The sequence below is a fragment of the Paenibacillus sp. Root444D2 genome, assembly GCF_001426375.1.
GTDB lineage: Bacteria > Bacillota > Bacilli > Paenibacillales > NBRC-103111 > Paenibacillus_E.
Genome location: NZ_LMEO01000012.1, coordinates 194,202 through 208,464 on the forward strand (window position 1 = coordinate 194,202; position 14,263 = coordinate 208,464).

The following is a 14,263-nucleotide window of genomic DNA, read 5'->3' on the forward strand; positions in this document are numbered from 1 at the left end:
GGACAGCCCCTTTTTGATCAAATGTACGTGCTAATTCTTGTGCGATTATTACAGCATTTTGTAGGGAATCGCTCATCAGTGGATGCCTCTAAGCTAATTTTGCTTCGTTTCAAGACCTTCCTTTTATCCTTGCCGCTTTGTAAAACTTGAACTCTTCTCTAAAGTAAAATAAGAGCCTCTAAAGGACTCTTATTTCTCTTCATTAGCCACTTTTTGCGAAAATAGAAGCTTCTGGAGGCTCTTATTCGGATAAACTTAACTTAAACACTGGTCTAAGTATCAAATAGAAGCCTTTGGGAACTCTTATTCCGCTTCTTTACTCACTTTTTGTGAAAATAGAAGCTTCTGGAGGCTCCTATTTTTTTCTAGAAAAATTAAATACCCGCAGGGCCTAAGCCTTGCGGGTAACCGACAGTATGGAAAGTTTGCCGTAAGCCGGGTTCTGTACTTCCAGTGGTCATAGCGGGCGTCTGTCCCCTGCCACCATTGAAGTGACAATCATCTATCTAGGCCATACATTGCTGCACAGCTCAAGCGACCAACCCGAACGCGTCTCAGGCTAAGACTGCCACCTCGAAAGCGGCTTGCGTTCCTCTAGGTCTTGCTCCAAGTGGGGTTTACCAGGATCTATGTCACCATAGAACCTCGTGGTCTCTTACACCACGGTTCCACCCTTGCCTGTGAATCCCTTGCGGGAAACCATCGGCGGTCCATTTCTGTGGCCCTATCCTTCAACTCGCGTTGACTGGACGTTATCCAGCACCCTGCCTTATGGAGCCCGGACTTTCCTCTCGCTGTGGCTTACCCACAGCCAGCGATTGTCTGTCAAACTTTCCGGTGCATTTGCTAGTATACTAAGAATGCCTTCGAAATACAACTGCTGATCGTTTCCTCAAATACCATTTGAAACTCAGAAGGTAAATAAGGCATGCCAAGAAATAGGCTTTTGAGCAATCTAGCCCTAATCCCTACAGGAACTGGAATGGCTCTGTTTCGACCTCGGATGCCAGCACCTGCGTGTCCGTCTTGGCCAACTGCGCGGCGAGATAATCCGCTACGCCGCGCTTCATGATCTTCTCGACGTTATGTCCAACGTCGATCAAAGCCAAACCCGCCGCAAGCGCATCGTGCGCGGTGTGGTAGTCGATGTCGCCGGTGACCAGCACATCGGCGCCGGCGAACAAGGCGTGCCGCATGTAGCGGCCGCCAGAGCCCCCCAGAACGGCCACCTTACGGATGGGCCGTTCCAAATCGCCTACGACGCGCACCGCCGGCACGTCGAACACCTGCTTCGCGAGCTCCGTCAGCTCGCGAAGAGTCTTAGCCGCGGGCAGCTTGCCCACGCGGCCTAGACCGAACACTCTACCCTTGAGGTCCATCGGGTAGAGGTCATAGGCCACCTCCTCATAGGGGTGGGCCTTCAATAGAGCCTGAACCGCCTTGCGCTGTACGCTGGCGGTTACGATGGTCTCTACGCGTACTTCCTCTACGCGTTCAAGCTTGCCTGCTTCCCCGATAAACGGGTGCGTCCCTTCTTGCGGCAGGAACGTCCCCGTTCCGGGGATGTTAAAGCTGCAGTGGCTGTACTGCCCGATTCCACCCGCTCCCGCGGTGAAAAGGGCATCCAGCACAGCCTGGTGATGCGTCTCAGGCACGAAAACAACCAGCTTCTGCAGCTTCTCCGTATGCACATCCTCCAGATGAGTAAGCTCCGTCAAACCGAGCTTATCAGCCATCATATCGTTGATGCCGCCTTCAGCCACATCCAAATTCGTATGAGCGATATAGACAGCGATGTCATGCTTAATTAATTTTTCATATAAACGACCGGCAGGCGTATCCGTTTGCAGATGAGCGAGCGGTCTGAAAATAATCGCATGATGAGCAATAATAAGATTAGCGCCTTGCTGAATGGCTTCTTCAACCACTTCATCGGTGACATCCAAGGCTACGAGGACCTTTTGGATTTCCTTCTGCAAAGACCCTAGCTGTAAGCCTATTTTATCATCAGGCATCGCATAATGCTTCGGCGCCAGCTGTTCAAACAGCTGGATTACGGTTTGACCTTTTGCAAACAAGCGAGTACCTCCTTTATTTCCTTCATTTCTTGACCGACCTGCTCTGCCTTAGCAACAGACGCTTCTGCGGAGGATAGTTGGAGCTGCCCTTTAATCATGGCCAACTTTTTCAGTTCGCTTTCCCACTTGATAAACCATACTTCTGGAGCCTCGCTGATGAAGTATGGCCCCATTTGAAGCAAGCGTTCCTTCGATACCCTAACCCCACCTGGCAGTTGACGTTCAGCGTAAAGAACATTCAATGTATCCTTTTCCGCATCCGGCACAGCTATGGCTGTCAATATCTCATAAATCTTACCGTCTTCCTCTAGAATCGTTTCGGATTCCAGATTCCAACCCTGCTGCAGCAACCAACGCCGCACATGATCTTCACCGACATTGGGCTGCAAAATGAGATGAGTGACGCCTTGCAGCTTATGCTTTCCAGCTTCCAAAATACTCGCCATCAAACTTCCGCCCATTCCGGCGATCGTAATGACATTGACTTCTCCAGCCTCAATAACGGCGAGTCCATCACCGGATCTTACACTGATTTTCTTGGACAATCCGCTTTCTAGAACTTGTCTTGTTGCCGCTTCAAAAGGCCCTGGATTCACCTCGCCAGCCACAGCAAACAAAATAATACCCTGTTGTGCCAAATACGTTGGCAATAGGGCATGATCGGAACCAATGTCCGCTACCTTTGAGCCTAATGGAACTCGGTCTGCAATCATTTGCAGTCTTTTCGATAATTTCACCATATGTTACATTACCCACTCTACCCATTTTTTACGCAGCAAAAATAATGCCACGCCTGCAGAAACTAACTTGCCTGTAAACGATAATTGAATGAGACGAGAACTCATATTGACATCTGTTAGAAACGTCATCGCTTCAGGAGCAAACCATACAATACTCCCAACTAACAGAAGCACGCTAGCTGCTTGCTTATTCGTATGATGCGCAAGCCAAGCCATCCATATAAGTACAATACTAACCGGAATCCAACTAATTTCAAGTGAGAACCACCCAGGACTGTCAAGCTTGTGCAGCAATAGCCACCCATATGTACCGACTAGCCCCAGCCAGCCGCATATCTGGAAAATGGCCATACGGCCTACTAACCCATTAAACAGCCAGACACTACTACAAAAAGCTAAATAACCAACATAGGCATAAGATGAACTCACTTCATACAAATCTAATAAATACAAACCGAGAAAAAGCAAAGCAATCGAAGAAACACCACAGAGCAAATAAGAAATAACTGGTGCTTTCTGATAATGCCGATATGCAAATGCATAACAAATGATGACAAAAAGCGTGGAAATTCCAATTTGCATTGGCAATCCAAAAGAGTTAAAATTAAGAGCAGATAAGGCAAGAGCGGCAATCACCGCCATAATGGCCAACCATATTTTCCAATTACTGTTCGCTACCGAGGATGCGGATACCCCCATTAATGAAGCAGGTTTAGGCGTTGATTCATCCACATACAAATTCATTAGGAAATCGCAGTAATGCTCAGGAAGCAATTTGCTTCTGCGCCAATGATGGATTTCACTGACAATCACTTTTCGTTTCTCTGCATCCATTTATTCGCTCACCTTCCTAGCTACTTTATCGGTGAATTCTTCCTCTGGCTTTAGTAGTAGTTTTTATAATAAAAAAAGACCCCGCCGAATTGGCAGGGCCCTCTCACAGCGTCTTTATTCCAAGAAATCCTTTAACCGTTTGCTACGGCTTGGGTGTCTCAACTTCCGCAAAGCTTTAGCTTCGATCTGACGAATCCGTTCACGTGTAACACCGAAAACTTTACCTACTTCTTCAAGCGTACGTGTACGTCCATCATCTAGTCCAAAACGTAAGCGAAGTACATTCTCTTCTCTTTCCGTCAACGTATCCAGAACGTCCTCAAGCTGTTCCTTCAGAAGCTCATACGCGGCAGCATCAGCTGGTGCCAACGCTTCTTGATCCTCAATGAAATCTCCCAAGTGAGAATCGTCTTCCTCACCAATCGGTGTTTCTAACGACACAGGCTCTTGTGCAATCTTCATGATTTCACGTACTTTATCTGTGCTCAAATCCATCTCTTTGGCAATCTCTTCCGGTGTAGGTTCACGCCCTAATTCTTGCAGCAATTGACGGGAAACACGGATAAGTTTATTAATCGTTTCGACCATATGTACCGGAATACGTATCGTTCTCGCTTGGTCCGCAATGGCACGGGTAATCGCTTGACGAATCCACCATGTCGCATACGTACTAAACTTATATCCTTTGGTATGGTCAAACTTTTCCACAGCTTTAATAAGCCCCATATTACCTTCTTGAATCAAATCTAGGAACAGCATGCCTCGACCTACATATCTTTTGGCGATACTGACAACGAGTCTAAGGTTAGCTTCTGCTAAACGTCTCTTCGCTTCTTCATCCCCATTTTCAATCCGTTTGGCTAACCCTACTTCATCTTCCGCGGAAAGAAGCGGTACTCGACCAATTTCCTTCAAATACATCCGAACTGGATCATTAATCTTAATCCCTGGCGGTAAGGCCAGATCATCATCGAAGTTAAACTCATCGCGCTCATTTTCTTCTGGATTCATGGAATCCTCATCGGATTCGTTCCCTACATCGATCCCTTGCTCCGAAAGCTGTTCGAAAAACTCATCGATTTGTTCAGGATCCTGATCAAAGGGAGCTAATTTCTCCATAATATCCTTGTAAGTTAGTGAGGACCGCTTTTTCCCCTGCTCAATTAGCTGGTCTTTCACCTGGTCCAGGGTCAATTCTGTCTCTAGTTCTGTACGCTGATCATTCGCCATGGTACGGACTCCCTCCTCCCTAGTCATTGCAGTAATACTAAGTTGACTTCAATCGTTTTTCTAGGGCAATAATTTCAATAGCAATTTGTGCAGCTTTAAGATGGTCGCCCGCGCGTTCTGCACGAACTCGTTCTTCTTTCTTGCGTTCAACTTCTTCTTGCATTGGAACTTTGCGAATTTGGCGAATATAGTCGTCAATCACTTGTTCGTTAATTCCATGACCAGCACCCATCATTACAATGGAACTAGCCAAGCTCTCCAGCTGTTCGTCTTGCAGCATGGCAATGTATCGGCTTGCATCCGGCTCAGCATTCTGAGCGTAGTAAGCATATAAATAAGCAGCTAAGACTGCGTGAGCTTCAACATTGAATTGATCACCTAATTGTGCTTCCACTTGTGAGCAGACGTCACGGTCATGCATCATTACCGCCAATATCAACCGTTCTGCATTATGATAAGCGGGCAAAAGTGATGGTGATTTTTTGAGTGTTCGTTCCACTGTTCTCCCATTATTCATAACATTATTCCACAGAATTGGTTTATTATCCCCCTCTGGTCGGTTTTTTTCCGATTGCAGCAAGATTTCGTGAAGGTCTAACTTCATCGCCTCATACGAAGATTCCGGGAATTCAGAAGCCAATTGTTTCAAATAATGTTCACGTTCCATCGGAGATTGAAGATGACTGATTAATTTCACAGCAGATTGCAGATAACGAAGTCTGTCACCGTCCTCATGCAACTTAAAATTTTTGCGGATGTATAATAGCTTATATTTCATCGATGGTACGGCTGGTTCAATAATCTCCCGTACGAATCGGTCAAAACCATAGTTTCTTACATAATCATCTGGATCCTTGCCGTCTGGCAGCATGGCTACCGTGACTCGGCTGCCTGTCTCTTCTAGAATAGGAATACTTTTGAATGCTGCTGATTGTCCTGCGTTATCCCCGTCATAACAAATGACGATTTGGTCAGCGTTACGGTTCAGCAGAGCGGCATGTTCCTTCGTTAATGCTGTCCCCATCGTGGCGACACCATTACTAATTCCCGCTTCCCATGCTTTAATGACATCCACATAGCCTTCAAAGAGAACTGCTTGTTGAAGCTTACGCATATTAGGTCTAGCCAGATGGAGGTTATACATTGTCCGGCTTTTATTAAAAAGAATGGTTTCCGGACTATTTAAATATTTGGGCTGCGCATCGCCCATCGATCTGCCTCCGAATGCGATAACTTTGCCAGTAGAGTCGCAAATAGGGAACATGATGCGTTCCCGGAATTTATCCACATAGCCGTTACCTTCATGTTTGGCAGAGATTAAACCGCCCTTCTCCATCAGGGCTAAGTCGAACTCTCGTTTATCTAGCTGTTGAACGAGTGTGTCCCACATGGCCGGTGCATAACCAATTTGGAAGGTTTCGATCAGCTTATCCGAAATTCCTCTTGAGGCCAAATAACCTTTTGCCACTTTGCCTTGTTCCGTGTTCCCAAGTATATAATTGTACAATTTCGCTGTAAAATCATAAGCTTTTAACAAGGTTGCTTTCTCTTGCTGCTGTTCATTTTGCTCCTCTGTTGCTTCCTCCCAAGTGATTGGGATATCCGCTTCTTCTGCCAGCTTGCTTACGGCCTCGGCGAAGCTAAGTCCTTCGATTTCCATTACGAATCGAATCAGATTCCCACCCACATTACAACCAAAACAACGATAAATTTGTTTTTCCGGTGTGACAGTGAATGAAGGACTTTTCTCAGAGTGGAACGGGCATAGCCCCTTCATATAATGCCCTTGCTTGCTCAAATGTACGTGCCTACCAATGACATCAACAATGTCATGGCGCTTAAGTACAGCCTCAATGACCTCTTCAGGTATGCGTCCGTACCTCATTTTCGTTCCACCTACAATTCAGGTCGCTTTTCCGACTAATTACTATTCGCTACTTGTTTTCGATTTCCTGCAAATATTTTAAAAGTTTTGTCAAACCATGTAGAAAATTTTGACGATCTGCCTCCGTAAAAGGTTTTGGCCCCTTCGAATGCTTTCCGCTTCTGCGCATTTTGGCCGATGCGTGACGACGATCCAAAAGGAAATCAATCGAACTATCGGTATATTCCTGCCCTCGATTCGTTAAGCAAATAGATCCCTTAGCCAATCCTAAGGCGGCGAGTCCAAAATCTTGTGTCACCAAAATATCACCTTGCTGAATCTGATTGGCAATATATAAATCGACAGATTGATCAGAACGGTCCACTTGAACGACCTTCACGCCTGGGTTCTCCTTCATCCGATGATCGAAAGAAGCAACTAGCACAACTTGTACACCAAACTGCCTACCTGCTTGCTCAATTTCAGATTTTACTGGACAAGCATCGGCATCAACGATAATACTTCTCGCTCGCATACAGTTCAGCCCCTGCTCTCTAGAAGAAATCTCACCGTACTATTATATACGATGGACTTACAAAAAATCCTGCAAGGGAAAACATAAAACCTTACTGGACTCGTTCGATATGGTCCATGATTAAACTTGCTGTCTCTTCAACGGCACGGTTGGAAACATCAAAGATGACGCAACCGATTTTGCTCATAATTTTGTCAGCAAAAGCCAGTTCTATTTTAATACGTTCTACATTGGCGTAGGTTGCATTTTCTGCTAGCCCTAATGTTCGCAGCCGTTCTTGACGTATGACATTCAATTTATCCGGGTCAATCCGCAGCCCAATGATCTTATCCTTTGGAACCGTATAAATCGCAGCAGGCGGCTGCATTTCCGGTACCAATGGAACATTGGCGACTTTAAATCTTTTGTGCGCCAAGTACATCGATAAGGGTGTTTTGGACGTCCGAGAAACACCTAATAAGATGATGTCTGCTTTTTGTATGCCGCTAAAATCCCGACCGTCATCATATTTGACTGCGAATTCAACCGCTTCAACTTTTTTGAAATAATCCTCATCGAGCGGATGAATCATACCCGGTTGTCTGCGAGGCTCTTGGTGTAATGCTTGCCCTAAGGTAGCAACAACTGGCCCAAGTAAGTCAATATGCGGGATATCGTACTCCTTCGCCTTGGCTATCAGATCGTCTCGCAATTCAGGTATAACCAATGTAAACACGACAATTCCGCCATGTATCCTAATCGCATTGATGACTTTATCTATTCCTTCAAAATCATGGATAAATGGAGCTCTCATAATTTCAACGGGTACAGGATGAAACTGCATCGCAGCGGCACGCACGACTGATTCTCCTGTTTCCCCAACTGAATCAGAAACTACATATACGCGAGTAGGTAGTGGGTGATCCATTTCCCTAAGCCCCTTTCAGCAGGGACGAGGCCCTACATTAGTCATTTGTATGTAAAGTTGATGTAAACAGAACGAAAGCATGAGAAAAACCTCACCGATATGCGGACAGCACAAGGGCGAGGTGATTTCCACCACATCATATCAAAGCCGAAATCACATGTCAAATTAGAATCAACACTATATGTTGTATTTTTCCATTTGTTCAATAAAGCCTCTTGATTTCCACTGAACACCAATATGGATATCCATGTAAGCTCGCATGCAAGTCTTCAGCTGCGCTTTCGTTTCATCCTTTACCTGAACGGCACCAAGTCTCCGCATATCCATGCGAGGAAATATTTTCAAAAGCTTAAGCGCTCCTTCACCGATAGGAATAGCCGCGGTATCTTTATATCGACAGCGAGCACATAAAGTCCCACCCATTGCAGGACTAAAGGTAGTAATCCCCGAAGTTTCTCCACAGGAGACACAAGCATTGGTCACAGGAAGATAGCCGGCTAGATCAAACATCTTCATTTCATAGAGATGAACGACGATCTGCATGTCCTTGCCCTCTTCAATAGCCATTAGTCCAGCTTTCAATTGCTCAAATATATAAGTGCTGCCCTCTTCGTCACCAAGCATCCGGTCTGTCATCTCCACCAAATAGGAAGCATGCGCAGACATATGTAAATCTTCACGTAAAGCATGATGGGCTTCGATAATCTCAGCACTATTCAGAGACCCCATCTGACCCCTTTGTTTGAAAAAAACAAAATCGCCGTACGTAAAAAGCTGCGTAACGGCGGCATGTCGACTTTTCACTTTCTTAGCACCCCGAGCCATGACACCAACCTTACCCAGCTCGGGGGTGAATAAACTAATAATCTTATTTCCCTCTCCATAGTCCATACTACGGAGTACAATCCCCTGTACGCTGCGCAGCAAATGACTTCCCCCATGAATGCCGCTCTGAAATTTACGAGCCTAATGAATATGAATTTACATATTCAGACCTTCGAGCGGTTCTTCGTTACTTTGATCCTCTTCCTGTACATCGGTGTCCATACCTGGTTCTCCGGAGACTTGTTTGTACAGCAGATAGGCATCTACATCACCGGTCTTTGAAAAATACGTCCACGAAAAATCTTTCATGTTCAGCATCCTCCCCATTGAACGTGATGTTCTTAGGATGCGCAGAGGAAGCTTCTCTATGCGAAATAAAAACTGGAACTGTTAGGGAAAAATCTATTAGTCGTGACGGAAGCCAAGATCACGCAGGACTCTGTCTTGATTTCTCCAGTCTTTTTTCACTTTAACCCATAGTTCCAAGAAAGTTTTAGAACCAAGCAACGTTTCGATATCACGGCGAGCCTGCCTCCCAATTTCTTTGAGTAAACTTCCTTGTTTACCGATGACGATACCTTTTTGCGAATCTCGCTCAACAAATATGACTGCCGAAATATGGACTACACCATTGGGCTCAACACGCATGTCTTCAATCTGGACGGCAATGGAATGCGGAATTTCTTCCCGCGTCAAATGTAAGATTTTCTCACGTACGAGTTCAGCGCATACGAATTGTTCCGGGTGATCCGTAATTTGGTCGGCTGGATAGTACTGCGGACCTTCCGGTAAATAGCGAACAATTTGTTCCAACAATGTTGTTACATTGTTACCCTTGAGAGCAGAAACCGGCACGATTTCAGCAAAGTTATACAAATCTTTGTAATTTGTAATAATCGCCAGCAGCGCTTCAGGCTGAACAAGGTCAATTTTGTTTAACACCAAAATGACAGGCGTTTCAACATGCTTTAGCTGCTCGATAATATATCGGTCGCCGCCGCCAATCCCTTCGGCAACATCAACCAAGAACAGGACCGCATCCACTTCCCCAAGTGTTCCATGCGCCACTTTGCTCATGTAATCGCCTAACTTGGAAGTCGGTTTATGAATACCTGGCGTATCCAGGAAAACAATTTGGCCGTTATTGGATGTATAAACCCCATGGATTTTGTTTCTTGTTGTCTGAGGCTTATCTGACATGATAGCAATTTTTTGCCCGATGATTTGGTTCATCAGCGTTGATTTCCCAACGTTCGGACGTCCGATGATAGCGACAAAGCCTGATTTAAATTCTTTTTTAGCCACTTCTAGTTATCCTCCATTTATATGCAAATCTTTCGTTGTGAAAGCACCTGGCAATAAGGCAGACACGGTAGTTTCTGCAAAATCACCTTTTAAATTACCAAGGTAAACTGGCATATCCGGCTCACATAGTTCCACCAATACCTGGCGGCACACACCGCATGGGGAAATAGGACCTTCTGTGTCCCCCATCACCGCTATAGCTTGAAAGGAACCTGCCTTATGACCATCAGCAATTGCGCGAAATAACGCAGTTCGCTCAGCACAGTTGGTCGGTCCATAGGCAGCATTTTCTACATTACAGCCATAGTGTACATGACCGTTTGCGTCCAAAAGCGCCGCACCAACTTGAAAATTCGAATAAGGTGTATAGGCTCTTTTCATCGCTTCTTTCGCGTGTTGAATGAGTTCTTGTTGATTCATTGCCATCAACCTACTTTCATTTTATATTAACGTTATAGCATGTTAAGGCATGAAAAAGCGAGGATTGTGACCATGATGCCAATGAGTGCTCCAAGAATTAGTGCTGGAAATGGTCGCTTCCTCTTGTCATACAGCATAATAAAAATAAGTACAGAGAGCGTGTAGGCAAGCAGAGCAACTATCGTTTGCGAGACGAAAATCGTAATGACAGTAGCAATTGCGAAAGCAACAGCCGTTAACAAGCTAGGTCGTACCAGTTTCCCTTTATCTGAGAAACGTGTCTCAATCACGATAACCGTCAAAACAACAAGGGCTATAAGGACCCAAATTGTTCCCGCTGATACTGGAGCATCTTGCATTCTGGAATTTCGCAGCAAGTGATCGATAGGCTCATAAAATACAATCATGCCTACAATCACCGCAAAACCTGCGGACACCAATACGGACGCCGCGGCGACGTCCTTCGCAATTTTGGCTAACGGATGGCGATCTGGCATAGCCAGATCCACCGTTTTCTCCACAGCCGTATTGATGAGCTCAGTAACAATCATTAAAGTTACCGCCAGCAGAATAAACAGAATGTCCGTTTTGGGCAGATGGATAAATAGCGCTGCCAATAAAACAAGAAAAGCAACGCAAAAATGGAACTTCATATTGCGCTGCGTATCTAAAGCATATTTGATTCCCTCATAGGCATACCGGAAGCTCCTGCGCCATTTACGGAAGCCGTCCGACATTAGCGGGTCAAACCTGCCTTCTGCAAAATGTCCTCCTGCTTAGCAAACATAATCTTCTCTTCCTCTTCACTTTGGTGATCATAGCCGATCAAGTGCAGGAACCCATGAACGAATAGAAATCCGAGCTCACGCTCAACGGAATGTCCATAATCTTCGGCCTGAGCGATGGCACGGGGAACCGAAATGATAATATCACCTAAAGGCTCAATAAACCCTTCAGATACCGTCTCACCGTCCTGAAGTTCATCTGCGTCGCCTTCACCATCATCTTCGTAGTTGATACGAATTTCATCCTCTCCGAACTCGCTCATTGCAAACGAAAGAACATCGGTCGGTTTATCTAAGTCACGGTACTGTTTATTAAGCTCTTGAATCGCTTCATCGTCTACAAATGTAAGGGCAACTTCACCCGCCGCAACGCCTTCAAGTTCGCCTGCTAAACGCAGCAGCTCTTCAAGCTTTTCAATAAAAGCAGGCGTGATTTCTTTCACTTCTTGCTCACTGTTCCACTCTAATGTTAAATCCATACTTGCCATTATGTGTCCCTCCTTTAATTTGTCGTCGATATCATTAAGCCCCTGACTTCTTTGGAGCTAGCTCACTTGGATATTCAATCCTCGAGTGAAAGATCCCTAACAAGGTTTCGTTTAATGTTTTGGCAATCTTATCGAGTTCTTTGAGCGTGAGATCACACTCATTAAATTGACCGTCATCCAAACGAGACTTAATAATTTTGTGCACCATCGAATCAATTTGCTCTAGCGTCGGATTACGCAGTGATCGAACTGCAGCCTCCACGCTATCCGCAATACCCACAATTGCTGCTTCTTTGGATTGCGCTTTGGGACCAGAGTAACGAAAATCCTCTTCGCGGATTTCTTTCTCACTGCCCTCTTCTTCGGCTTGTTTCACCGCTTTATGATAGAAATAGTGCAGAAGCGTCGTCCCATGATGCTGTTCCGCAATGTCTCGTAACGGCTTGGGCATTTTGAAATCCTTAAGCATTTCAACGCCATCACGTGGGTGCGCTATGATGATCGACTTACTTAAATTCGGATCAATTCGATCATGCGGATTCTCAATATTCGTTTGATTTTCAATAAAGTAGCTAGGGCGCTTTGTTTTGCCGATATCATGATAATAAGAACCAACTCGGCATAGCAGCCCGTCAGCTCCGATGGATTCAGCTGCGGCCTCCGACAAATTACCCACCATGACACTGTGATGATAGGTCCCCGGTGTCTCCGTAAGCAGCTTGCGCAGTAAAGGATGATTCGGATTAGAGAGCTCCACCAATTTGAGCGGAGATAGAATACCGAATGCAACTTCGAAAAAGGGCAGCAGCCCAATAACGAACACAACCGTTAATAATCCGCCTGCAGCCGCGAAAGAAAGCGATAGAAGGGCTTCTCTCTTCTGAAAATGATCTTCCATTAACAGCATCGATGTAATCGTTAACATGGAGAAGAAGGCAATCATGAGACCAGCTTTCAGAATGGTAGCCCGTTGGCTTGCCCTTTGAATCGTGAACACGGCACTGAAACAAATAGCTAAGCTAACTAATCCGAAACGGTAGTCAAAAAGCAACACATGCTCCGTGTTAAAGATAATACTTGCCATTAAGGAGAATAAGACCGATGCAATGAACGCTAGCGGAGCATCCAGTAAAATGGCAATCAGGATACTTCCTAACGCAGTCGGAGCCAGATAACCAATATAAGGATAATCTAGATTTTGCACGAGAGAAATCAGTTTCATTCCCATGACATTGATAAGAAAAATAAGAATGAGCATGACGAGTTGAGAATTATTGTATTTGATTGGCAATGCGCTTTGTCGGACAAACATATAGACGGCGAATGACAAGAGAGCCGAAAGAATACTGAGCCCTAATTGCGGCAAGTAATTCGCTTTGTCCTTCAAGAGCTCTAGTTTATCCAGCCTAGCGTATATCTCTTCCGTAATGACATCCCCCACTTTAACGAGAACATCATTCTTATTGATGTATACCGGCTTCACGCTCTCTCTAGCTTGTCCTTTGGCATCCTCAGTGCCCTTTTGATCAAAAAATTTATTCGGCGTTATGAGGGCTCTGGCTATTTCGGTAACCATTTCACGAGATGTATTCTTCGTCAGGTTCGATGTATTGACAAGCTCAGCAACTTTAGCTCGGGCTGTTTGCGCATCCAAGATTTGATCATTCATCAATTTGTAAATGATGTCTTTCGTCACTGGACGCATGGCCGCTAAATCATCTTTGGTCAACCTTGGAAGCTTAAAATAAGTTTCTTCCGGCAGCGGGTACTGCTGTTCGGCAAGCCCCTGCTGGATTTGTTCAAGCAATAAATCGTTATATTGACCGCTGATACGAAGTGATTTAATCGATTGATTTTGCGTATCGCTGATTAGCTGTGGAATAACCCGGCGATAAATGCTGACTTTGTCGTCGAATTTCACTTCTTCATCCGCATTGATTTGCAATAATTTATCATAAATAACATCAATAAGCGTATCATTTTTGAGATTCACAATGCGATAAACGGGTTGGACGCGCTTGGCAGCGTCTTCTTTCGCTTGTTCAGTAGCAATTGCGTTTTCAATTTGTCTAGGAGCATATATGGTTTTTTCACTCGTCGTTCCTAACACAATATCATAAACTTGGGGCACAAGCTTAACGTAAAGGGACATATAAAAAATTAACGCCAGCAAGAGAAACAACAGTACCCGTATACCTGTACTGTATTTCCATCCGTTCAGCTGGTAATGAAATTTGCCTTTCATTTGCACT

The 14,263-nt window shown here is 45.1% G+C and carries 14 protein-coding genes and 1 other RNA gene; all 15 read right to left on the minus strand.

Annotated features, from left to right (window positions below):
- Positions 1 to 416 precede the first annotated feature (416 nt).
- The 15 genes from rnpB to ASD40_RS09700 all read right to left on the minus strand — a co-directional run bounded on the left by rnpB (position 417) and on the right by ASD40_RS09700 (position 14,256).
- Positions 417 to 834: RNase P RNA component class A (gene rnpB, locus ASD40_RS10455), an RNA gene on the minus strand.
- A 134-nt stretch (positions 835 to 968) separates the two neighbouring features.
- Entirely contained in the window at positions 969 to 2,078 is a 1,110-nt protein-coding gene (locus tag ASD40_RS09640; protein WP_057303084.1) for a Nif3-like dinuclear metal center hexameric protein, read from the minus strand.
- Positions 2,054 to 2,818 carry a tRNA (adenine(22)-N(1))-methyltransferase gene (locus ASD40_RS09645; protein WP_057303085.1) on the minus strand — a complete coding sequence of 255 codons (765 nt, stop codon included), beginning with the start codon at positions 2,816 to 2,818 and terminating at the stop codon, positions 2,054 to 2,056. The genes ASD40_RS09640 and ASD40_RS09645 overlap by 25 nt, the downstream gene beginning before the upstream one ends.
- Before the next feature lie 3 nt (positions 2,819 to 2,821).
- Positions 2,822 to 3,652, minus strand: a complete 831-nt coding sequence (locus tag ASD40_RS09650; protein ID WP_057303086.1) for a hypothetical protein — start codon at positions 3,650 to 3,652, stop codon at positions 2,822 to 2,824.
- 114 nt (positions 3,653 to 3,766) lie between these two features.
- Positions 3,767 to 4,882 (minus strand): RNA polymerase sigma factor RpoD, encoded by a 1,116-nt coding sequence (gene rpoD, locus ASD40_RS09655; protein WP_028558036.1) that lies wholly within the window; start codon positions 4,880 to 4,882, stop codon positions 3,767 to 3,769.
- Between the two features lie 37 nt (positions 4,883 to 4,919).
- Positions 4,920 to 6,767: a DNA primase gene (dnaG, locus tag ASD40_RS09660; protein ID WP_057303087.1), complete on the minus strand. Its 1,848-nt coding sequence runs from the start codon at positions 6,765 to 6,767 to the stop codon at positions 4,920 to 4,922.
- A gap of 49 nt (positions 6,768 to 6,816) precedes the next feature.
- Complete coding sequence (locus tag ASD40_RS09665; RefSeq protein ID WP_057303088.1) at positions 6,817 to 7,281, minus strand: YaiI/YqxD family protein; 465 nt, start codon at positions 7,279 to 7,281, stop codon at positions 6,817 to 6,819.
- Between the two features lie 91 nt (positions 7,282 to 7,372).
- A complete protein-coding gene (locus ASD40_RS09670; RefSeq protein WP_057303089.1) occupies positions 7,373 to 8,188 on the minus strand; it encodes a pyruvate, water dikinase regulatory protein in 816 nt (271 codons plus the stop codon).
- Positions 8,189 to 8,365: 177 nt separating this feature from the next.
- On the minus strand, positions 8,366 to 9,115 hold the full coding sequence (gene recO, locus ASD40_RS09675; RefSeq protein WP_057303090.1) for a DNA repair protein RecO: 750 nt from the start codon (positions 9,113 to 9,115) through the stop codon (positions 8,366 to 8,368).
- Positions 9,116 to 9,169: 54 nt separating this feature from the next.
- Positions 9,170 to 9,322, minus strand: coding sequence for a YqzL family protein (locus ASD40_RS36315; protein ID WP_082562144.1), 153 nt, complete (start codon positions 9,320 to 9,322; stop codon positions 9,170 to 9,172).
- Positions 9,323 to 9,418: 96 nt separating this feature from the next.
- The gene (gene era, locus ASD40_RS09680) at positions 9,419 to 10,318 is read right to left on the minus strand and encodes a GTPase Era (RefSeq protein WP_057303091.1); all 900 of its coding nucleotides are present in this window, start codon (positions 10,316 to 10,318) and stop codon (positions 9,419 to 9,421) included.
- 6 nt (positions 10,319 to 10,324) lie between these two features.
- Positions 10,325 to 10,738, minus strand: coding sequence for a cytidine deaminase (gene cdd, locus ASD40_RS09685; RefSeq protein WP_057303235.1), 414 nt, complete (start codon positions 10,736 to 10,738; stop codon positions 10,325 to 10,327).
- 32 nt (positions 10,739 to 10,770) lie between these two features.
- Positions 10,771 to 11,475 carry a diacylglycerol kinase gene (locus tag ASD40_RS09690; RefSeq protein WP_057303092.1) on the minus strand — a complete coding sequence of 235 codons (705 nt, stop codon included), beginning with the start codon at positions 11,473 to 11,475 and terminating at the stop codon, positions 10,771 to 10,773.
- A complete protein-coding gene (ybeY, locus tag ASD40_RS09695; protein ID WP_057303236.1) occupies positions 11,475 to 12,002 on the minus strand; it encodes an rRNA maturation RNase YbeY in 528 nt (175 codons plus the stop codon). The genes ASD40_RS09690 and ybeY overlap by 1 nt, the downstream gene beginning before the upstream one ends.
- A gap of 43 nt (positions 12,003 to 12,045) precedes the next feature.
- Positions 12,046 to 14,256, minus strand: a complete 2,211-nt coding sequence (locus ASD40_RS09700) for an HD family phosphohydrolase (RefSeq protein WP_057303237.1) — start codon at positions 14,254 to 14,256, stop codon at positions 12,046 to 12,048.
- Between the last annotated feature and the right edge of the window lie 7 nt (positions 14,257 to 14,263).

What these genes read in the sequence shown, in the direction of transcription:
- ASD40_RS09665 (WP_057303088.1), bottom strand. Translation starts at nt 7,281, where the DNA reads ATGCGAGCGAGAAGTATTATCGTTGATGCCGATGCTTGTCCAGTAAAA.
- rpoD (WP_028558036.1), bottom strand. Translation starts at nt 4,882, where the DNA reads ATGGCGAATGATCAGCGTACAGAACTAGAGACAGAATTGACCCTGGAC.
- ASD40_RS09670 (WP_057303089.1), bottom strand. Translation starts at nt 8,188, where the DNA reads ATGGATCACCCACTACCTACTCGCGTATATGTAGTTTCTGATTCAGTT.
- ASD40_RS09645 (WP_057303085.1), bottom strand. Translation starts at nt 2,818, where the DNA reads ATGGTGAAATTATCGAAAAGACTGCAAATGATTGCAGACCGAGTTCCA.
- cdd (WP_057303235.1), bottom strand. Translation starts at nt 10,738, where the DNA reads ATGAATCAACAAGAACTCATTCAACACGCGAAAGAAGCGATGAAAAGA.
- ASD40_RS36315 (WP_082562144.1), bottom strand. Translation starts at nt 9,322, where the DNA reads ATGAAAGATTTTTCGTGGACGTATTTTTCAAAGACCGGTGATGTAGAT.
- ASD40_RS09650 (WP_057303086.1), bottom strand. Translation starts at nt 3,652, where the DNA reads ATGGATGCAGAGAAACGAAAAGTGATTGTCAGTGAAATCCATCATTGG.
- dnaG (WP_057303087.1), bottom strand. Translation starts at nt 6,767, where the DNA reads ATGAGGTACGGACGCATACCTGAAGAGGTCATTGAGGCTGTACTTAAG.
- ASD40_RS09690 (WP_057303092.1), bottom strand. Translation starts at nt 11,475, where the DNA reads ATGTCGGACGGCTTCCGTAAATGGCGCAGGAGCTTCCGGTATGCCTAT.
- ybeY (WP_057303236.1), bottom strand. Translation starts at nt 12,002, where the DNA reads ATGGATTTAACATTAGAGTGGAACAGTGAGCAAGAAGTGAAAGAAATC.
- ASD40_RS09700 (WP_057303237.1), bottom strand. Translation starts at nt 14,256, where the DNA reads ATGAAAGGCAAATTTCATTACCAGCTGAACGGATGGAAATACAGTACA.